Here is a 21,343-nt window from a genome sequence, read left to right as displayed (position 1 = left end):
TTAAGGCGTCAAACCTGACCAACCGTCGTTCGTCGGCACAAAGCTGACGACCGGTTCGGTCAACACCAGCGTTATCTCATTTGAGGTGACGCGCTGTCCTTTATTATCTTCAACCACCACCGACAGATGCCACGTATTGCTGGCCCCCTCGCGATAATCCCACGCTGGCATAATAATGCTCCAGCCATCGCTGCTGTTATTCGCAGCAGGCGGCGTCAGACTTAGCGCGGTGGTATCGCCCTGCCAGCTTAGCGACTTCACCGTATTGCTGTTGCGAATTTGCAGCTTCAACGGCACCGTTTCATAACTGGTCAAATCCCACGGCGGCGTCGCCAGGTAGACCGTCAGATTCTTACGGGTGCGAGATTCAATCACCGGCTGGTTATTGCGTTCCGGCGCATCATAACGGCTACCGCGCAGCGTTCGAGTTTGCGCAACTTCATCGGCGGCGAGCTGTTTCTTGAGCGGGACACCAAAACGATAGTTCACCTTCATTCCAAGGTTATTCTGGTTCACCCCGCTTTCCCCCTGCTTGTGCTGAGCGCTAAAGGTCAGCAGCGGAACCGGCGTATAATTAAGCCCCAACGATACCGCCAACGGGTTATGGTAGCCGGTGCCGGTACGGAACAGATCCACGTGCTCGCCGAAATATTGTTCAAGGCTAAGACTGGTGTTGATGTGGTTATAAGCGGGGATCCATGCCTGCGCAGTGACATCATAGCCGCGCGCCATACGCTGTTGCAGCGTGGTGCCGCTATTTTGCCAATCGCGAAGCGGGTGATAGTAGTTGGCAGAAAAACGCAAATTCTCGCCCCAGGCTTCCGCGCCAAGGCCGCCACGGTTGAGATTCTCATCCAGCAGGCTGTCGTAGAAGGTGTTATAGCCTAATAGCCAGTGCCCGGCCACCCAGCGTTGCCCGATACCCAGATTGCCCACTAGCCCCTCGTCTTGTTGGGTCACGCCCAACTGGCTCCAAGTGAGGTAGCGCGTATTATCCTGCAAAGGCATAAACCAGCTACCGTGGCTTCCGGTAAGCTCGCCCTGTTCATTGACCAGCAGTTGAATATTGGTATTGCCCCACGGCGATAGCCAGCTTTCAAGCTGCTGGTTCATCTGCCCGTTGATGCGATCCTGTAGCTGCGTTAGCGCAAACAGGCGCGCCTGCTCGCCGGTATCAAGGCCATTATCTGTCATGCTCGCTTCGCCGAAAGATTTCGCCATTTCAGCAAGATGTTTTTCTGTATCGTGGTTTTCCGGCGCGATGCTGAGATCCGGCAAATCATCGAAAGGATGTTCCGCCTCATCGATAAACGACTGTCGCGCACGCGCGCCGCCGCTCACCAGCATCACCAACAGCAAACATGACGAGTAAAAACGTAAAGCAAGCACCCAAAAACCTCATAGCCAACGAAAAGAGGGCGGCAATCCGCCAACCCTAACCTGCATAGTTTAGCTTTTTTCGCCGGCTCCTTCAGCCCTACCGCCCTATTCTAGGAATAGACTGAAGGGTCATGAAATCATCGTCTTCCGCTCGGCACAGGCCAGCAACGCTTTCAGCTCCGGGATGCACGAGCCGCAGTTGGTGCCGCATTTCAGCGTGCGTCCCAATGCTGCGGTCGTTAAACAGCCCTGCTTTTCGATAGCGTCAGCGATGGTTTTTTCACCCACGCTGAAACAGCTACACACAATTTTGCCCACCGATGGTCGCGCCAGATCCCGACCGCTCAATAGCCCGTGCCGTTCAATCAGCGTTTGTGGCGCAGCGTTAAACGCACGAAGGATAAGTGCCTCATCAATCTCCGGCAGCGCCCGACTGCTCCAGAATCCCAGCATCAAACGCTCTTCTTCCCAGGCCAGAAGATGCCACGTTTCCCCGAGGCTGGCGGTCTGGATCTGCCAACCATGTTGATGACACCAAGCCAGCAGGTCCGCCTCGATGGGACGATCGCCGCCAAGCGTCAGATGATGAAGCCCCAACGTGGCTTTACGCCACCAATGCACATGCGCCGGTAATCTGACCGGCGAACGGGAATACAGCTCGCCCTGAAAACGTGGCTGCCACGGCGCAATGCGCACCGCCGTCTGCTTACTCTCGGGCTGACCGGAATACGGATCGACCACCGACTCAACGAGGCTATTGATTTTCCCCTGCCGCGCAAAGCAGTCATTCCAGTGCATCGGAGCAAACAGCGATCCGGGACGCTGGCTATCGGTCACTACAACCCGTGCGACCATCACCCCTCGGGGCGAGCCGACCCGCGCCAATGCGCCATGGTGTAAGCTAAACCGGGTCGCATCCTGCGGCGCCACCTCGACTATCGGCTGAGCAATATGTTGCATCAAGCGTGGGACGTCACCGGTGCGGGTCATGGTATGCCACTGGTCGCGGATACGTCCGCTGTTCAAAATCAGAGGATAAAGCGGGTCGGGACGCGCCTGCATGTTCTGCGGTGTGACCGGGACCATGCGCAAACGCCCATCCGCATGCCAGCCACGGCGCAGATCAAGCGGTTTTGCGCCGTTTGTCACCGGCCAGCAAATCGGCTCTAGCGCATCCCACTGCTCACGGCTCAGCGCTGATAGGCCGCTGATATCAAACGCCCGTTGCCCTGCGTTCTCAAAGCCCGACAGCGCCGCATGCTCACTAAAAACCTCGTGCGGGTGCTGCCAGCCAAACGCCGCAGCAAAACCGAGTTTTTTCGCCACCTGCGCGATAATCCACCAATCGGCTCGCGCCTCGCCGGGTGCGGGTAAAAAGGCCCGCTGACGGGAGATCCGCCGCTCAGAGTTGGTCACCGTGCCGTTTTTCTCGCCCCAGCTCAGCGCCGGAAAACGAATATGGGCATAGCGTGAAGTTTCAGTATCCGCCGTGACCTCAGAGACGATAACCAACGGACAAGCCGCCAGCGCCCGACTCACCGCGTGGCTATCCGGTAGCGAAACCGCCGGGTTGGTGCCCATAATCCACACGGCCTTGACCTCGCCGCGCCCAATGGCGGCAAACAGTTCCACGGCCATTAACCCCGGTGTCTGCGCCAGCCGTTCGGTTCCCCAAAAGCGCGCCACCCGAGCCAGATCGTCAGGTTCAAAGTTCATATGCGCCGCCAGCATCGTTGCCAGCCCGCCAACCTCCCGACCGCCCATCGCATTTGGCTGCCCGGTCAGCGAAAATGGCCCACAGCCCGCACGGCCATATTTCCCACACGCCAGATGGACGTTAATAATCGCATTACATTTGTCGCTGCCGCTGGAAGATTGGTTAATCCCCATCGTGTAGAGCGTAACGGCCCGCGGTGCGGCGATAAAATCCTGATAAAAAGCCTGTACCTGCGCCGCCGGAAGGCCACAAAAATCCGCCACCTTCGCCACCGTCCAGCGTTTTGCCTGCGCCAACGCGTCGTCAGCATCAGTAAAGTCCGTCTCGGCCACGCCGGTTTGCGCGATCGCTCGCAGCAATCCAACGAATAACCCGGCATCGGTGCCCGGCGCAATCGCCAGATGCTGGTCAGCAATATCGCAGGTGGCGGTACGCCGTGGGTCAATCACCACCACCTTCATCTGTGGGTTTTGCAGTTTGGCCTGTACCAACCGCTGATACAGTACCGGATGCGCCCAGGCGGCATTGGAGCCTACCAGCACCACCAGATCGCTGCACTCAACGTCTTGATAGCTGCACGGCACCACGTCCGCGCCGAACGCCCGCTTATAGCCGGTCACGGCGGAAGACATGCACAGCCGCGAGTTGGTATCGATATTCCCCGCCCCGATAAACCCCTTCATCAGCTTGTTGGCAGCGTAGTAGTCTTCGGTCAGCAGTTGGCCGGAGGCATAAAATGCCACCGCCTGCGGACCATGTTCGGCAATGATGGCCTGCAGGCGCGTACCTGCTGCTGTCAGCGCCTGCGACCAACTGACCAACTCGCCGTCAAGCCGTGGGTGCAGCAACCGTCCGGCGAGTCCGGTCGTTTCTGCCAGCGACGAGCCCTTCACGCACAACCGTCCAAAGTTGGCCGGATGCGCGGCGTCGCCCTGCACGCTCACCGCGCCGTCACTCACGCTTGCTAACACCCCGCAGCCCACGCCGCAATAAGGACAGGTCGTTCGGGTTTCGCTCATGATGCCTCCGCGCGCATCACCAGCGCCTGGTTGCCAACCCACACTTTGCCGTCTTCAATTTTCACCGGCCACGCTCGCACGACCTGTTCGCCGCTCTCGCACAAGCGTCCGTCACGCAGGCGGATGCGCTGTTTATACAGCGGGGAGATAACCATCGGTTCGCCGTCAGCATCGCCCAGTAATCCACGTGAGAGCACATTGGCCTGGCTGCCCGGCTCCTGATTATCCAGCGCATACACTTTGTCATTTAAGCGGAACAACGCGATTTGCATCTCGCCAAGGCGCGCGCCGATCCCCGCCTGCGGAGGAATGGCGTCAATGGAACAGACCGCCTGCCACGGTTTTTTGCTGCCAGCCAAGGCCGGGAGCGCTGTTACCGGTGCCAGCTGCGGCTGTCCGCGTACCGGCTGGCGAACCACGGCTTCATCCGGGCTATCGCTATTCACGAACGAGCGGAACAGCGCCAGACGCTGCGGATCGTTTAAGGTGGTCTGCCATTCGCACTGGTAGCTGTCGATAACCCGCGCCATCTCCTGCTCCAACTCTTCGCCGATGCCCAGCGAGTCATCGAGGATCACGCTTTTGAGGTATTCAATTCCCCCTTGCAGATTGTCCATCCAGGTACTGGTGCGCTGCAGGCGATCGGCAGTTCGAATGTAAAACATCAGGAAACGATCGACAGTACGCAGCAAGGTGGCATCGTCGAGATCGCTGGCAAACAGATCGGCATGGCGCGGCTTCATCCCGCCGTTGCCGCACAGATAGAGGTTCCAGCCCTTATCTGTGGCAATCACACCCACGTCTTTGCTCTGCGCTTCGGCACATTCGCGGGTGCAGCCGGAGACCGCCATTTTAATTTTATGCGGCGCGCGCAGCCCTTTGTAACGATGCTCGAGGGTGACAGCCAGCCTGGTGGAATCTTGCACGCCGTAGCGACACCAGGTGGAGCCGACGCAGGATTTCACCGTCCGCAGCGATTTGCCGTAGGCGTGCCCGGTTTCAAAACCCGCCGCCAGTAGCTCACGCCAGATTTCCGGCAGCTGTTCGAGCCGTGCGCCAAAAAGATCGATGCGCTGACCGCCGGTAATTTTGCTGTACAGCGAGTAGCGTTTGGCGATATGCCCGATAGCGATAAGCCCATCCGGAGTCACTTCACCTGCCGGCATGCGCGGGACAATCGAATAAGTACCGTCCTTCTGGATATTGGCAAAATAGCGATCGTTGGTGTCTTGCAGCGGCAAGTGCGCGGGTTTTAGCAGGTACTCGTTCCAGCATGATGCCAATATCGAGCCCACTAGCGGTTTGCAGATTTCGCAACCGTCGCCCTGTCCATAACGGTTCATCAGCTGTTCGAAGGTGTGAATACGGTTTACCCTCACCAGGTGATAGAGTTCTTGGCGCGAATAGGCGAAGTGTTCGCAGATATCTTTTTTGACCTCCACGCCCTGCTGCGCCAACTGATATTCCATGACCTGTTTGACCAGCGCGCTACAGCCGCCGCAGCCCGTCGCCGCTTTGGTGCAGCTTTTAATTGCGCCAATGCTGGTAGCCCCCGTGACAACCGCCTGGCAGATATCCCCTTTGCTAACGTTATGACAGGAGCAAATCTGTGCGCTGTCCGGCAGTGCCGCAACCCCCAACGCTTTGGGCGCGCTGCCTTCCAGCGCTGGGAGGATCAGCGACTCAGGTCGTGACGGCAGTGCAATATCGTTAAGCATCATCTGTAATAGCGTGGCGTAATCACTGGCATCGCCCACCAGCACGCCACCAAGCAATTTTTTGCCGTCGCTGCTGACGACGATTTTTTTGTAGACTTGCTCTGGGCCGTGGATCCACTGATAGCTCTGGCAGCCCGCAGTGCGCCCTTGCGCATCACCAAATGAAGCCACGTCGACACCCAATAGCTTGAGTTTGGTGCTCATATCCGCGCCGCTAAACGCGCTGTCTTCTCCCGCCAGCACACCGGCTGCGACCCGCGCCATCTGGTAGCCGGGCGCCACCAGTCCGTAAATTTTGTTATCCCACAGCGCGCATTCACCAATGGCAAAAATATCCTCTTCAGAGGTATGGCACTGGTTATCAATCACAATGCCGCCGCGTTCGCCAAGGGCCAGCCCGCTGGTGCGCGCCAGCGCATCCTGTGGACGGATACCGGCCGAAAACACCACCATATCGGTCTCTAGGCTGCCGCCGTCGGCAAAGTTCAGCAGCAGTCCATTTGCCGTTTGTGTCATGGCGGTGGTGGCCTTGCCGGTGTGGACGCCGACACCCAATTCACTGATTTTCTCACGCAGCATCGCCGCACCGCCGTTATCAAGCTGCACGGCCATCAGATTGGGCGCGAACTCCACCACCTGCGTCGAAAGCCCCAGCTGGCGCAGCGCGTTCGCCGCCTCCAGCCCCAGCAGACCACCACCAATCACCACGCCGCGCGTAGCGGTCTTCGCAAAAGCCGCGATAGCATCAAGGTCGTCAAGGGTGCGGTAGACGAAGCAGCCAGGCAGAGAGTTCCCGGGGATCGGTGGCACAAACGGATAAGAGCCGGTGGCGAGCACCAGTTTATCCCAGTGCAGCTCGTGCCCCTCGGCGTCGCGGATCAGGCGCGCCTCGGTATCGATGGCGGTTACCGGCTGCGATAGCCGCAGTTCAATGCCGTTGTCGGCAAAGAAGTTTTCTGCCACCAGCGATAACGAATCAGCGCTGCGTCCGGCAAAGTATTCCGACAAATGCACTCGGTCATAGGCGCCGTAGCGCTCCTCGCCAAAGACCACAATTTGATACTGCTTGTGTAGGTTACGACTCACGCACTGCTCAAGAAAATGGTGGCCAACCATCCCGTGTCCAACCACCGCTAGCGTTAATTTTGTCATGGTTTGCGTTCCTGCAGCCGTCGGCTGCGTCGTGAATTGGTCAAAGATCCAACCCGCTTGTGCAGGCTGCGTGGTGTGAAGTAAATCGGTAAAAGTTGCCGCGCTGGCGCAATCGCCAAGCAGCAGCACGCCGGTGAGTTGTCCGTCGCGCACCAGTAGACGGCGGTAGTGCCCGGTCAGAGGATCAAAGGAACACCATCGTTCATCCTCATCCTTTGCCTGAACCTGCCCGGCGCTAAAGAGCTCGATGCCGGTCACCTTCAGGCGCGTGCCGCACTCTTCGCCCTGAAAGTCCGCTATCGGTTCACCGGCAAGGCGTGCTGCCAGTACATCCGCCTGCTGTAGACAGGGGGCGACCAGGCCAAAAGTTTGTCCCTCTATCTCGCAGCATTCGCCAATCGCGCTTACCCCGGGGATTGCCGTGGCAAGCTGGCGGTTGACGATAATGCCGCGCTGACAGGCAACGCCTGCGCTCTGCGCCAGCGTAATATTTGGCCGCACGCCGGTTGCCATCACCACACGAGTAGCCGGAATTTCTCGCCCATCGCTAAGCACCACCTCTTGCGGTGTTATCTGGCTAATGGCGGCGTTGAGTTCGCAAGCAATCCCACGTTCAGCCAGCCGCTGGACGAGGAGCACACCAGCCTGCTCATCCACCTGCTGTTCCATCAGGCGATCGCCACGATGAATAATAGTGACATTGTCACCTTTTCGTCGTAGCGCAGCCGCGGCTTCCACGCCTAATACACCGCCACCAATCACCACCGTGTCCCCTGCCGCCGCCAGAATGGCCTCCACATCATTGATGGTGCGAAAGGCGAAAACGTGCGCTAGGTCGATGCCGGGTAGCGGCGGTAAAAAGGCCTGCGATCCGCAGGTGAACACCAGTTCATCCCATGCCAGTTCGCGGCGGGTGGTAAGCACCTGCCGCGCCGTGGTATCCACCGCCAGCACGGTTTCACCACAGCACAGGCAGATATCGTGCTCGGCGTACCACGCCTCGGGGTGCAGCAGTGTTTGGACGAAGCTCTTTTCGCCGCCTAACACGGGCGACAGTTGAATGCGGTTATAGGCCGGATGCGGTTCCTCACCGATAATGGTTATCGCAAATGCGCCGGGGGCTTTGGCGACCAACGTTTCTGCTAGCCGGGTTGCCGCCATACCGTTGCCAATCATCACCAGTTTCCGCATACACCCGCCCCTTATGCCGCTTTCGGCTGTTTTTCATAAAGGAAATGGAGGATCTGCTGACGCAGGTGGTGATAACGGCTGTCATCGGCCAGCGCGACCCGATTGCGCGGGCGCGGTAAATTAACGTTGAGAATTTCACCGACGGTCGCCGCCGGGCCGTTGGTCATCATCATCACACGATCCGAGAGCAGCACCGCCTCATCAACATCATGAGTTATCAACACGATGGTGGTGTTCAGCGACTGCTGTATTTGCATTACCGAATCCTGCAGATGCGCGCGGGTCAGCGCATCCAGCGCGCCGAAAGGTTCATCCATCAGCAGCACCTTGGGTTTCATCGCCAGCGCCCTAGCAATGCCCACACGCTGCTTCATGCCACCGGAGATTTCGCCAGGGCGTTTATGCATGGCGTGCCCCATTTGTACGCGGTCAAGATTGTGCTCAATCCACTCCCGGCGCTCCGCTTTGCTCATGGCGCGTTTGAAGACGTGGTCAACCGCCAGCGCCACGTTTTCAAAGCAGCTCAACCAAGGCAGTAGCGAATGGTTTTGAAATACCACGGCTCTGTCTGGACCAGGGCCGGCGATTTCGCGGTTATCGCAAATAAGCCCGCCTTCGCTTGGCAGCGTAATGCCGGCTATGAGGTTGAGCAGCGTTGATTTACCGCAGCCAGAGTGACCGATAAGACTGACGGTCTCCCCTTCATGGATATCAAAGGAGACGTCTTGCAGCGCCAGAAACTCACCGCTGGCGGTGTTAAAACGCTGGCTCACAGCCTGTACCTGAATTAATGGTTTCATTGCTCTTTCCTCACTTATCCTGCCAGCTAAAACGACGCGCAATCAGCATCAACCCTTGCTCCAAGAGCAGGCCCACGACGCCGATTATCACAATGGCAATCAGGATGTTTTCGACGTTGAGGTTGTTCCACTCGTTCCAGATCCAAAAACCGATCCCCAACCCGCCGGTGAGCATTTCCGCCGCCACAATCACCAGCCAGGCAATGCCGATGGACAGGCGTACGCCGGTAAGCACCGAGGGCAGCACCGCTGGGAAGAGGATTTTGCGCATCACCGTCCATTCGGAGAGCTGCAGCACGCGCGCCACGTTGAGATAGTCCTGCGGGATACGCTTGACCCCTTCGGCGGTGTTAATCACCATCGGCCAGATAGAGCAGATAAAAATGGTCCAGCTCGACGCTGGCTCAGCTTTTTGAAACAGCAGCAGGCCAATCGGCAGCCAGGCCAGCGGGCTGACCGGGCGCAGCAGCGCGATGAGCGGCGTAAACATGCGAGAGGCAAAGGTAAAGCGGCCAATCAGAAAGCCCAGCGGGATCCCCACCAGCGCCGCCAACCCAAAGCCCACCGCCACGCGCTGCAATGAGGCCAGCACGTTCCAGCCGACCCCGACATCGTTCGGACCGTTGTTGTAGAACGGATCAGCGAACAGCGTTAACGCCGAATCCAGTGTGCTGAGCGGCGTTGGAAAGCCTTTACTGTTCACTGCGGCCAACTGCCAGGCCAGCACCAGCAGCCCCAGCCCCAGCAGCGCCGGAATGGCGCGCTCGGCCAGCATTCGCAGGTGGCGCTTGAATGCCGGCGACCTACGGCGAACCTGAACCGGCGGCAGCGTGATCACTTCACCTGCCGGTGCCGGCGCGTTGACAATAGCGTTTTTCGTTTTCATCTCATGCCCCCAAACGTTGAATGGCGAAACTGCGGGCGTACCCGGCGGGATCGGCTCCGGTCCAAATAGAACCATCTATCAATTTGCTGCTGCGCATCGTTTGCGTAGGGGCAGTAATTCCCCCCACCGCCTGCGCGGCTTCTTTCCAAACGTCGATACGGTTAATACGCGTGGCGACGGCGAGATAGTCCGGGTCGCTTTTAAGCAGACCCCAGCGACGAAACTGGGTTAAGAACCACATCCCGTCCGACAGCCAAGGGAAACTGACCTCGCCTTGGTCGAAAAAGCGAATCGCATGCGCGTCCTGCCAGCGACGCCCGATGCCGTTGTCGTAGGCGCCAAGCATGCGGCCGGTCAGATACTGTTCTTTGGTGTTCAGCCAGCCGCGTTGGGCAAGGATCCGCGCGGTTTCGCGTTTGTTGTCGTCGGATGCGTCAATCCAGCGGGCGGCATCGAGCAGCGCGGCGACGAGGGCGCGGCTAGTGTTGGGATGTTGCTCGACCCAATCGCGGCGGGTACCGAGCACTTTTTCCGGATGATCCGGCCAGATATCCTGACTGGTGGCGGCGGTAAAACCGATGCGGTCATTGATCGCACGGGCATTCCAAGGTTCGCCCACGCAGAACCCCACCATATTGCCGATACGCATATTCATGACCATCTGCGGTGGAGGGACCACTACCGTACGTACATCGGTAAACGGGTTGATGCCGCCGCTCGCCAGCCAGTAATAAAGCCACATGGCATGAGTGCCGGTTGGGAAGGTATGGGCGAAGGTATAGGCCCCCGGTTCGCTGCGGCTCACGAGCTTTTGCAAACCGCTAAGGTCGGTAACGCCTTGTTGTTGTAAATCCGTGGACAGCGTTATTGCTTGTCCATTGCGGTTTAGGGTCAGCAGGTTGGCCATCGGCTGCGGTTTACCGGCCACGCCCAACTCCAGCCCGTACAGCAGGCCGTAAAGAATATGCGCCGCGTCGAGTTCGCCATTAACCAGCTTGTCGCGCACCGCCGCCCAGCTCGCCTCTTTGCTCGGCACCAGCGTGATACCGTACTTTTTATCGAAGCCTTTAAGCGCCGCGATCGCCAAAGGCGCGCAGTCGGTCAGCGGGATAAAACCCACTTTGACCGTTTGTAGCTCTGGCTTATCGGAGCCTGCCGCCCAAGCCGACTGCATAATGCCCGGCAGCAGCATTGCGCCGCCAAACGCCGCGCCTGCCTGTAATAACCGCCGCCGTGATAGTGAAAACGTCTCGCCCATAACTTGCTCCCAATGCAAAAAAAAAGCGCCCAGCAATGCTTACGCATTGCAGGACGCCTTTATCCTCGAGGTTCACGCACCGCCATTGGCGCGCAACCGTCTCTTTTCAGAAATAATGCAAATCAGATGCCAAGTACGAAATCGCCTACTTTCAGGGGGAAATTACACCGGCACTCATGCTTTTTGCACCGCAGCAAAGCATTCATGCCCGGTGATTGTGCAACGGCGTCTCCGGCTCGCTTTGCCATAACGATTTAACTGCCAGCAGCGCCCGGGCTATCTCCACCATCCGCTGATTTTTATCCATCGCCATCTTGCGCAGACAGTGCCACGCCTGTTCCTCATTCATCTGTCGATGGGTCATTAGAATGCTTTTGGCTTTATCAATTAACCGCCGCTCTTCCAGCGTGTCTTTTAGCGAGGCCAACTGACTGGAGAGTTGCTCCAGTTCGTGCGCCTGCTGGCGGACCAACGGCAGTAACTGCCGGTCCAGGTGCAGCACGAGAGTGTCGCCAACCGGATCGTCAAAAGTCGGGGCTGGTTCGCTTTCCTCCTGTAAAAGAACGTCGACGGCGGACATGAGTTCGCCAATCAACAGCTCTTCAAGCCCGCGCATCTGCTCTAGCCGCTGGGTTTGCAGCGTAAACCAGTGCAGTGCGCTCTCCCCACCATCGGCCGTCGGTTTGCGGGTACAGGCGATACGCCGCAGCTGTTCGATGGCAATGTTCGCCTGACATTCGGTAAAAAACAGCATCTTCAGCGGGCCGCTCGCCAGCGTTAAGAAGCTGTCAAAGCAGGGTTGCTGCCCATCAATTCTATCAACCAGCCGCTGACGCAGTTCATCGCTGAAATCGCCTTGGGCAAACCCCTGCGCGCCTAGCGCTCGCTCCTGGCCCACCAGCTCTTTGCCCTGCATAAAGCTGTAAAGCGCCACCAGCCGTCCGGCAAGCGTAGGGTCATCGATGCTGTCATTGAGCTGAGGAATGATATTAAGCAGATGGCGGATGGTGCGGCTGAACTGGTCGGTGGCGGTCTCAGGGCTTATATGTAATGCGCCCACTTTCTCGCGCAGGGCCGGCAGCTGTTCTAGCGACCACACCGCACGGGCGATTCGCTGGCACAAACCGCTGGCTGCGGGTAAAAATTGCGGCAGCAGCAGGCTCAGCAGGCTACGCGTTTGCTCATCCACTAGGGCCGCGGCCGCGCGACGCTCTGCGCCATATAATCGTCCTTCGGAACACAACCAGATGTTGGATGCACCCCGCTCACACTGTAACATATGCACCACGTGGCTTAACTGGCTCACCAGTTGCCCCTGCTGTGCGAGCTGATGGAGCTGCTCTTTTTGCACCTGACGCGCGTAACGAAACCACTCGATAGCGCCGGGTGTCTCATCTTCACGGTTTATCATGCGCTCTCCCGTTATAGGATTTTCTTACCGATAGTCCTAACGTCTAGCAATAACCGTGCCTTAAAGGAGTTCAGATGCAACGTATCGTCATTATCGCCAACGGTGCTGCTTACGGCAGCGAGTCTTTGTTCAATAGCCTGCGTTTAGCCATTGCCCTGCGCGAGCAGCAAGATGATTTGCAGCTGCAGCTATTTTTAATGTCTGACGCAGTGACGGCAGGCCTACGCGGGCAAAAACCGGCTGAAGGTTACAATATTCAGCAGATGCTGGAGATCCTCACCGCCCAAGGCGTTCCGGTGAAGCTGTGTAAGACCTGCACCGACGGACGCGGCATCAGCGCGCTGCCATTGATTGACGGTGTTGAAATTGGCACGCTGGTTGAACTGGCGCAATGGACGCTGGCAGCAGACAAGGTGTTAACCTTCTGATTCGCTAAAACCTTCGCCGTTTAAAGGATTTTATATTAGCCCTGAATCATTACTCGTATGAATGTCACGCAGGCTGAATGGATTCAGGTGTTTTGTCATTTTTGTTGAAGCGTTACGGATTTTGTTGATCAAAATCATCATCAGTCCCCGCTGTGTTTGGTGTTATGCCATGAGTGATTTGTGAACAATATCACAGGTGAAAAAGAGGATTCGATCGCAGGACGCGGGTTGACTCATAGGCAGCGGGGTAGATTGGCGATGGTGAAGGCAAGTTTGACATTGTTTGGCGGGGATACGGTGGTGGTGCGTTGTTCTGAGCGTTGCCATATTCATTTAATGAGCACGCAGAAGAGCACCAGTAATCATAATACCGATATTTTGAGCGTTCAGAACGAAGAGAAAGCGTATCTGACCGTGCCGTACAGCGGTACCTGGAATGTGCTGATCGATAGCCACAGCCAGTCTCTTGAGCACTCCATCAGTTTCGTAGCAGCCTGATGATTCACCCCGGAAGCACGCACTTCCGGGGTTTTTAGTTCGCGGGTTAAACCGCTCCCGACGGATTCATCCCGCCGACCAGCATCCGAACTTTACCAATCAACTCGTTCAAACCGTCATCCGGCATGCCCATTTTTTGCAGCTCCTGCTCTAGCGAGAACAGATACTGCGCGTTGGTGCCAAGCGGGCCGCTAGCGCGGGCTATCAGCGGCGCAATGACCTGCACGCTGGTATCCGACTCATACAGCGGGTGGCGCGGGTCCATAATAAACACCAGCGCGTTAACCGTGCGGCCATCATCGAGGCTCAGTTTGCACCAGGTTGGCAGGTAGCAGCCGGTGATCATCTCGCGCTTCCACAGCAGCGAAAGCTCGTTTTCAATTTCATCATCTGGCAAACGATAGGCGACGCCGGTGGTACGTCCGCCCTCTTTAAGGGCCAGCATTCGTCCCGGCTGACAGGCACTGCCGCGTCCGGCGGTCAGTCGCAAGCAGAACGCTCGATGCCAGCCAACCAGCGTACCGGTTACCGATTCGCTAAAATTCAGCGCGGGATTCCACATCAGTGAGCCGTAGCCGAAGATCCAGACCGGGCCGTTATCGGGGCGACAGGCCAGCGTCGCCGCCAGCGATGCCGCACGTTGTTCAGCAGACCATAATAGCGATTCCTCAATGGCGCCAAACGCCGTTGTACAATCTGCCTTCATTAAGAAATCACGGGTTAACACTTTAAACCTCCACCACCACTTCTCTTCCCTGCAACACATACGCCCTTAGGGGAACGAATGGTGACCTCCGGAGCTGTCATTGATGAAATATTATCCAGCTTTATACTGCAGGATGCAATTTGTCTGCTATGGCTTGTGCGCAAATTCATCGGCGTTTTCGCGACAAAAACAGAAAATCCCAACGCCCCAATATGCTGTTATTTAAAAAATATTTAACCGACATTTCATATTATAGACGTCTATGCGAAAAAATGCCTATATGGGTAAATTTTAGTAAAAGATCGCATTTTAGGTAGAAAAATTTGTTAATTTATATCACTGCTTTTTTCTATAATTATAAATACCTGCACAGATGGAGACAAACATGACCCACGCGCACGAGGCGGTGAAAACTCGCCATAAGGAGACGTCGCTTATTTTCCCGATAGTGGCGCTGGCAATCCTGATATTCTGGGGAAATAATCAGTCATTGCCAGTGGTCATCGCCATTAACGCCATGGCGCTCGTCGGTATACTCTGCAGCGCATTTAGTGTTGTACGTCATGCGGATGTTTTAGCACATCGTCTTGGCGAACCTTACGGCTCTCTGATTCTAAGTCTTTCCGTGGTTATCCTTGAGGTTAGCCTGATATCGGCATTGATGGCCACGGGCGATGCCGCCCCTACCCTAATGCGCGATACGCTCTATTCCATCATTATGATCGTCACCGGCGGTTTGGTCGGCTTTTCGTTATTACTTGGCGGGCGTAAATTTGCCACGCAATATATGAACCTGTTTGGTATCAAGCAGTATTTAATTGCGTTGTTCCCGCTAGCGATTATTGTTCTGGTTTTCCCAACGGCATTACCGGGCGCCAACTTTACTATTAGCCAATCGCTGTTGGTGGCGCTGATTTCCGCCGCGATGTACGGCGTATTCCTGTTAATTCAGACCAAAACGCACCAGAGCCTGTTCATATACGAGCACGAAGATGACAGCGATGACGACGACCCGCATCACGGTAAACCGTCTGCCCACAGCAGCCTGTGGCACGCTGTGTGGCTGGTTGTACACCTAGTTGCGGTAATTGCCGTCACCAAGATGAACGCTAACCCACTGGAGACGTTACTCACCAGCATGAATGCCCCGGTCGCCTTTACCGGCTTCTTGGTTGCATTGTTAATCCTGTCACCAGAAGGCTTGGGCGCTCTGAAAGCAGTGCTGAATAACCAAGTACAGCGCGCAATGAACCTATTCTTTGGTTCGGTGCTGGCCACCATTTCACTGACCGTGCCGGTGGTGACGCTGATTGCTTGGATGACCGGCAACGATTTGATGTTTGGCTTAGGGATGCCGGAGATGATTGTGATGGTCGCTTCGCTGGTGCTCTGCCAAATTTCCTTCTCGACCGGACGCACCAACGTGCTAAACGGTGCGGCGCATCTGGCGCTGTTTGTGGCGTATTTGATGACTATTTTTGCCTGAGTGCGTGTGATTGCCGGATGGCGGCTTCGCCTTATCCGGCCTATGACGCTCGCCGGATAAGGCGAAACTGCCATCCGCCGACTACCACAAAAAAGCCGACCCAAGGGTCGGCTTTTTTACGCATCAACAAATGTTATTTGCTGGTATCCAGCTCGTCGAACCCTTTCACCAGGTCGTCAATCGCTTTCATTTGTTTCAGGAACGGTTCCAGTTTGTCCAGCGGCAGCGCGGACGGGCCGTCACAGCGAGCGTGGTCTGGATCTGGGTGCGCTTCGATGAACAGGCCTGCGATACCTACCGCCATACCCGCACGCGCCAGCTCAGCGACCTGAGCACGACGACCGCCGGATGCAGCGCCAAACGGGTCACGGCACTGCAGCGCGTGGGTCACGTCAAAGATAACCGGGGAGTTGTTAGAGGCTTTTTTCATCACGCCAAAGCCCAGCATATCAACAACCAGGTTGTCATAACCGAAGTTTGCGCCACGGTCACACAGGATAATTTTGTCGTTACCGCCTTCGATAAACTTATCGACGATATTACCCATCTGGCCTGGGCTTACGAACTGCGGTTTCTTCACGTTGATGACCGCACCGGTTTTCGCCATTGCTTCAACCAGGTCAGTCTGACGAGCGAGGAACGCTGGCAGCTGAATAACGTCAACCACATCGGCAACCGGCTGAGCCTGGCTTGCTTCGTGAACGTCGGTGATGATTTTCACGCCGAAGGTCTGCTTCAGTTCCTGGAAAATCTTCATCCCTTCTTCGAGACCTGGGCCGCGGTAAGAGTGAATTGAGGAACGGTTGGCTTTATCAAAGGAAGCTTTGAACACGTAAGGGATACCCAGCTTCTGGGTTACGGTCACGTAGTGCTCACAAATACGCATTGCCAAGTCGCGTGACTCCAGCACGTTCATGCCGCCAAACAGCACAAACGGCAGATCGTTTGCGACGTTGATATCACCAATGCTAACCACTTTTTCTTTCATAAGATCGCCTTATTAGGGTATTTCCGCGATTATATACACAAAATCATTCAAGTTACATCAAGGCGGCAAGGGAGTTGACCCCATAAACGTACATCAGTACGCGACTGGGGTCGGTGAGTGCAGCCAACACAGAAACGGCTTGAATAATGGCGTGTATAAACGCGGTTGAGATCAATTAGTGAAGCGTAATTTGCTTATGTGCGATGGTATTAATCTGCGCACGGATGATTTCGCTGATCGGGTCTTCCGGACATTGTTCAACGAAATAATTCAGGTCGCTCAGCGCGATATGCTCACACTCAAGCTGCGCATAGATAAGCCCACGGTCGCGAATTTCATACGGATCTTCTGGATTAAACTGCAGTAGCGTTTGGCTTGCACCCAGCGCCAGCTCCATCTGCCGCTCTTCCATCAGCGCCGATTTCAGGGTGTCGAGCAGTTTGCGGATAACTTCGGCATTGTCCGCTTCATCGAGGTCTTCATTAAACAGCTCTGCCGTCGGGCCGATGTTGCCCTTGAGCCACACTTCCAGCGTGTGTTCATCAAGCGTATCGCCGTTAAACGGGTTCACCAGCCACAGCTCTTCGTCGTCAACATCGGCGCGCAGCAGCAGTTGAGTGGGGAAAATAACCGGCACCACGGGAATATCGAGATGACTGGCAATCCACAGCACTATCGCCCCCAGCGCAACCGCGCTGCCCTGACGATTTTTCAGTACCTGATCGAGCCACAGCGCATCTGACAAACGGTATACACCAGAAGAGTCGCCAAAATTCCACTCATGGTAAAACAGCTCAATCAGCCGCTCCATCTGACGCGTCAGCGTCCAGGAAGGGCTAATTTCTTCGCGCGCGAGAGCGACGAGGCATTCAAGCTGCTCACGCACCTTTTGCGACGGGAAATCATCACGGATCATCTCGGAAATAAGGATCATGCCATCGCACAGCGGCGCTTTATTAAATTCAAAATCAGCCAGTGACTTCATACCTTACCCCAACAACGGAACTTTAGTGATGGCGAGTTTAACGATGATGCACAACACCACCAGCGCAAGCAGAAAGGCGACAAATCCGCTCTGCTGGCTGCGCGGACGACGACGTCCAAGCGCGACAAAACCCAAAAAGATGTAAATGATAACGCCAAACAGCTTTTCCGTCAGCCACGTCCCTTCTTCGGTGAAGGGAAAATAGCGCGTCATCAGCATAAGTGCGACGCCGCTAAGTAACAGTACGCTGTCAACGGCGTGCGGCAAAACGCGCACCCAGCGAGCGTCCAGCATCGCGCTGCCATGGTGTATCCACCAGAAACGTAAAGCGAAAAAGCTGACAGAAATAATGGCTGACCCTATATGGAAATAGAGCACCCACAGAAATAGATTCATGAACGGACCTCCGTGACACCCGGCCATTGCGCCAACGTCAGGCGATCGTTGTCGCCGTAATCACGGCAGGTTTGCGCGTGCTGATAGCCCGCAGCCTGAAACAGTTCGCGGACTGCATCACCTTGCTTCCAACCGTGTTCCAGCAGCATAAAACCACCCGGTTCCAAATGCTGGCGACCATCAGTGATTATCTGCGCAAGGTCGGCGAGCCCCTGCTTTGCCGCCACCAGCGCGGTTTTGGGTTCAAAACGCACGTCGCCCACAGCAAGATGCTCATCCTGCTCGTCGATATACGGTGGGTTGCTGACGATCATCGTAAAGCGCTGCTCGTTCAGCGCGCTGAACCAGTCGCTTTGCAGGATGGTGATATTGGTTATGCCGAGGTTATCGGCATTCCGCTGTGCCAGCGCCACCGCGTCGGCAATAAAGTCAACGGCAGTCAACTGGCAGTCAGGACGCTCACTGGCCAGCGCCAGCGCTATCGCGCCGGTGCCGGTACCGAGATCGAGAATACGGCATGGCGTTTGCGGCAGACGCACCAGCGCCTGCTCGACTAGGCATTCCGTATCCGGGCGCGGGATAAGCGTCACAGGAGAGACGAACAGCGGCAGCGACCAAAACTCACGCGTTCCCACCAGATGAGCCACCGGTTCACCCTCTGCACGTCGTGCCAGCAGTTCCGTCAGCATCTGCGTCTGAACAGCCGTCAGCTCGGTCTCATCAAAGGCCAAAATATAGGTGCGTGCTTTGCCGGTCACGTGGCCCAGCAAAATTTCCGCATCACGCCGCGGGCTTTCGCTGTCTTTAAGCGCGGCGATGGCCTGTTGCAGCCACTGGCGAAAAGTCATCATTCCTGATCGGACAGCGCCGCCAGTTGGTCAGCCTGATACTCCTGAATGATTGGCTCAATCAGCATATCCAGCTTGCCTTCCATCGCTTCATTCAGACGGTGTAACGTCAGGTTGATGCGGTGGTCAGTGACGCGCCCCTGCGGGAAGTTGTAGGTACGGTTACGATCGCTGCGATCGCCGCTGCCCAGTAAGTTACGACGCTCAGAGGCTTCCGCCTGCTGACGACGGGCGATTTCTGCCGCACGAATACGCGAACCCAGCACCGACATCGCTTTAGCTTTGTTTTTATGCTGAGAACGTTCGTCCTGACACTCCACCACGATGCCGGTTGGCAAGTGGGTAATACGAATCGCGGAGTCGGTGGTGTTAACGTGCTGGCCGCCCGCGCCGGAGGAGCGGAAGGTATCGATACGCAGGTCCGCCGGGTTGATATCCGGCAGCTCGGCTTCTGGCACTTCAGGCAGCACAGCCACAGTGCAGGCAGACGTGTGGATACGCCCCTGCGATTCGGTTGCCGGAACGCGCTGTACGCGATGTCCGCCGGACTCAAACTTCAGTCGGCCGTAAACGCCTTCACCACTGATTTTGGCAATCACTTCTTTGAAACCACCATGTTCGCCTTCGTTGGCGCTCATGATTTCCACGCGCCAGCGGCGAGATTCCGCATAGCGGCTATACATGCGGAACAGGTCGCCGGCGAACAGCGCGGCTTCATCGCCGCCGGTTCCCGCGCGCACTTCGATGAAGGCATTACGCTCATCGTCCGGATCGCGCGGCAACAGCAGGACCTGAAGCTGTTGCTCTAGCTGTTCTTCACGGGATTTGGCTTCTTGCAGCTCATCCTGCGCCATTTCGCGCATTTCAGGATCGTCTAACATCATCTGCGCAGTTTCAATATCATCCTGAACCTGGCGCCAGTCGGTATAGCAGCGAGCAACGTCGCCGAGCTGTGCGTATTCACGCGACAGCGCGCGGAAACGATCCTGGTCCGCGATAGTTGCCGCATCCCCAAGCAGCGCCTGTACTTCTTCATGGCGTTCGTAGAGAGCTTCCAGTTTAGCAACAATAGAAGGCTTCATTGGCGTAAATGCACCTTGTAATAAATAGAGTTGTGCTACTCCAGCCCGAGGCTGTTGCGCAGAATATGCAGGCGTTCGTCATCCCCGTCACGGGCGGCCTGCTGAAGAGATTTGGTTGGCGTGTGGATCAGGCGATTAGTCAACTTGCGTGCCAGATCTTGCATAATAACCTGCGGATCGCCGCCCTGTTCGAGCGCGGCAATGGCTTTGGCGGTAAGTTCTTCACGCGCCGTTTCGGCCTGAGCGCGGTAATCACGAATGACATCGCTGGCGCTTTGCGCGCGCAACCAAGCCATAAATTCACAAGCTTCTTGCTCAACAATGGTTTCAGCCTGCACCGCGGCGGCTTTACGCTGCGCGAGGTTATGCTGAATGATGTTTTGCAGGTCATCGACGCTATACAGATAGGCGTTGGCGAGTTTCCCCACTTCCGGCTCAACGTCGCGCGGGACGGCAATATCCACCAGCAGCATCGGCTGATTACGACGCGCTTTCAGGGCGCGCTCAACCATCCCTTTGCCGATAATCGGCAGCGGGCTGGCGGTAGAACTGATAATAATGTCGGCCTCTTTCAGCCGTTCATCGACGTCGCTTAAGGCAATCACTTCCGCTCCCACTTCATCCGCTAGCAGCTGCGCGCGTTCGCGGGTGCGGTTGGCAATCAACATTTTTTGCACGTGATGTTCACGCAGATGGCGCGCGACAAGCTCGATGGTCTCCCCTGCGCCAACCAGCAGCACGGTGACCGTCGAAAGGGACTCAAAAATCTGCCGCGCCAGCGTACAGGCGGCAAAGGCGACCGATACCGCGCTGGCGCCGATGTCGGTCTCGGTGCGCACCCGTTTGGCAACGGAGAAGGATTTCTGGAACATACGTTCCAGCTCACTCACGTTAAGGTGACCGCGGCTGGAGTCGGCAAAGGCTTTCTTTACTTGGCCTAAAATCTGTGGCTCGCCCAGCACCAGCGAATCAAGACCGCTGGCAACGCGCATCAGATGGCTGACGGCATCGTTATCCTGGTGCCAGTATAGGCTTTGACGTAGCTCTTCTTCGTTAAGGCCGTGGTAATCACACAGCCAGCGAATAATCGCTTCGTGTTGATTATCCTGCTCTTCGACGCTCAGATAGAGCTCAGTGCGGTTACAGGTCGACAGGACCACCCCCCCTTGTACCATTGGCTGAGCCAGCAGGCTCTCCAGCGCCTGGTCAAGCGTATCTGGCGAAAACGTTACACGTTCTCGCAGCGCTACCGGGGCTGTTTTGTGATTAATGCCAAGAGCTAAAAGGGTCATGGTGCGGGAGTAGTACCAGCGTTGATAAGGTTAGTCTGAGCGCATCATACAGGATGCGCGAGATCAATAAAAGGGAGGCTCCCCTTTTGGAGTAATAGGCTG

Annotated in this window: 17 protein-coding genes; 3 read left to right on the top strand and 14 right to left on the bottom strand. The window is 56.5% G+C overall.

Annotated features, from left to right (window positions below; all coding sequences use genetic code 11):
• From AB4K05_RS15215 to nasR, 7 genes are all read right to left on the bottom strand, one after another.
• Window positions 1-1,347: a YchO/YchP family invasin gene (locus AB4K05_RS15215; RefSeq protein ID WP_368480961.1), complete on the bottom strand. Its 1,347-nt coding sequence runs from the start codon at window positions 1,345-1,347 to the stop codon at window positions 1-3.
• A 162-nt stretch (window positions 1,348-1,509) separates the two neighbouring features.
• A complete protein-coding gene (locus AB4K05_RS15210) occupies window positions 1,510-4,116 on the bottom strand; it encodes a molybdopterin-dependent oxidoreductase (protein ID WP_368480772.1) in 2,607 nt (868 codons plus the stop codon).
• On the bottom strand, window positions 4,113-8,177 hold the full coding sequence (gene nirB / locus AB4K05_RS15205) for a nitrite reductase large subunit NirB (protein WP_368480771.1): 4,065 nt from the start codon (window positions 8,175-8,177) through the stop codon (window positions 4,113-4,115). The genes AB4K05_RS15210 and nirB overlap by 4 nt, the downstream gene beginning before the upstream one ends.
• An 11-nt stretch (window positions 8,178-8,188) precedes the next feature.
• A complete protein-coding gene (locus AB4K05_RS15200) occupies window positions 8,189-8,977 on the bottom strand; it encodes an ABC transporter ATP-binding protein (protein ID WP_368480770.1) in 789 nt (262 codons plus the stop codon).
• Between the two features lie 10 nt (window positions 8,978-8,987).
• Window positions 8,988-9,863, bottom strand: coding sequence for a nitrate ABC transporter permease (gene ntrB / locus AB4K05_RS15195; protein ID WP_368480769.1), 876 nt, complete (start codon window positions 9,861-9,863; stop codon window positions 8,988-8,990).
• A 1-nt stretch (window position 9,864) separates the two neighbouring features.
• Window positions 9,865-11,121 carry a CmpA/NrtA family ABC transporter substrate-binding protein gene (locus AB4K05_RS15190; protein ID WP_368480768.1) on the bottom strand — a complete coding sequence of 419 codons (1,257 nt, stop codon included), beginning with the start codon at window positions 11,119-11,121 and terminating at the stop codon, window positions 9,865-9,867.
• Window positions 11,122-11,323: 202 nt separating this feature from the next.
• Complete coding sequence (gene nasR, locus AB4K05_RS15185; protein ID WP_368480767.1) at window positions 11,324-12,532, bottom strand: nitrate regulatory protein NasR; 1,209 nt, start codon at window positions 12,530-12,532, stop codon at window positions 11,324-11,326.
• 74 nt (window positions 12,533-12,606) lie between these two features.
• Here nasR and AB4K05_RS15180 point away from each other — a divergent pair, with 74 nt between their 5' ends.
• Together AB4K05_RS15180 and AB4K05_RS15175 are read left to right on the top strand one after the other, a co-directional pair.
• Window positions 12,607-12,960 (top strand): DsrE/DsrF/TusD sulfur relay family protein, encoded by a 354-nt coding sequence (locus tag AB4K05_RS15180; protein ID WP_052284386.1) that lies wholly within the window; start codon window positions 12,607-12,609, stop codon window positions 12,958-12,960.
• Between the two features lie 252 nt (window positions 12,961-13,212).
• A complete protein-coding gene (locus AB4K05_RS15175; protein WP_368480960.1) occupies window positions 13,213-13,458 on the top strand; it encodes a DUF1883 domain-containing protein in 246 nt (81 codons plus the stop codon).
• 46 nt (window positions 13,459-13,504) lie between these two features.
• On the opposite strand, the gene AB4K05_RS15170 is transcribed toward AB4K05_RS15175, so the two are convergent.
• Entirely contained in the window at window positions 13,505-14,185 is a 681-nt protein-coding gene (locus tag AB4K05_RS15170) for a gamma-glutamylcyclotransferase (protein WP_368480766.1), read from the bottom strand.
• Window positions 14,186-14,549: 364 nt separating this feature from the next.
• On the opposite strand from AB4K05_RS15170, the gene chaA reads away from it, so the two are divergent.
• Window positions 14,550-15,650, top strand: a complete 1,101-nt coding sequence (gene chaA / locus AB4K05_RS15165) for a sodium-potassium/proton antiporter ChaA (protein WP_368480765.1) — start codon at window positions 14,550-14,552, stop codon at window positions 15,648-15,650.
• A gap of 133 nt (window positions 15,651-15,783) precedes the next feature.
• Here chaA and kdsA read toward each other — a convergent pair whose 3' ends face one another.
• The 6 genes from kdsA to hemA form a co-directional block, all read right to left on the bottom strand.
• Window positions 15,784-16,638: a 3-deoxy-8-phosphooctulonate synthase gene (gene kdsA / locus AB4K05_RS15160; protein WP_368480764.1), complete on the bottom strand. Its 855-nt coding sequence runs from the start codon at window positions 16,636-16,638 to the stop codon at window positions 15,784-15,786.
• 175 nt (window positions 16,639-16,813) lie between these two features.
• A complete protein-coding gene (gene sirB1 / locus AB4K05_RS15155; RefSeq protein WP_368480763.1) occupies window positions 16,814-17,623 on the bottom strand; it encodes an invasion regulator SirB1 in 810 nt (269 codons plus the stop codon).
• A gap of 3 nt (window positions 17,624-17,626) precedes the next feature.
• The gene (locus AB4K05_RS15150) at window positions 17,627-18,019 is read right to left on the bottom strand and encodes a SirB2 family protein (RefSeq protein WP_368480762.1); all 393 of its coding nucleotides are present in this window, start codon (window positions 18,017-18,019) and stop codon (window positions 17,627-17,629) included.
• Entirely contained in the window at window positions 18,016-18,867 is an 852-nt protein-coding gene (prmC, locus tag AB4K05_RS15145; RefSeq protein ID WP_368480959.1) for a peptide chain release factor N(5)-glutamine methyltransferase, read from the bottom strand. Before prmC ends, AB4K05_RS15150 begins: the two co-directional genes overlap by 4 nt.
• On the bottom strand, window positions 18,867-19,949 hold the full coding sequence (prfA, locus tag AB4K05_RS15140) for a peptide chain release factor 1 (protein WP_368480761.1): 1,083 nt from the start codon (window positions 19,947-19,949) through the stop codon (window positions 18,867-18,869). The genes prmC and prfA overlap by 1 nt, the downstream gene beginning before the upstream one ends.
• Window positions 19,950-19,984: 35 nt before the next feature.
• Window positions 19,985-21,241, bottom strand: coding sequence for a glutamyl-tRNA reductase (gene hemA / locus AB4K05_RS15135; protein ID WP_368480760.1), 1,257 nt, complete (start codon window positions 21,239-21,241; stop codon window positions 19,985-19,987).
• Between the last annotated feature and the right edge of the window lie 102 nt (window positions 21,242-21,343).

Origin of the sequence: Kluyvera sp. STS39-E (genome assembly GCF_040932435.1) — a bacterium.
Classification (GTDB): Bacteria; Pseudomonadota; Gammaproteobacteria; order Enterobacterales; family Enterobacteriaceae; genus Kluyvera.
Note: the sequence above shows the minus strand (reverse complement) of the source record. Positions and strands in the feature narration are given on the sequence as shown.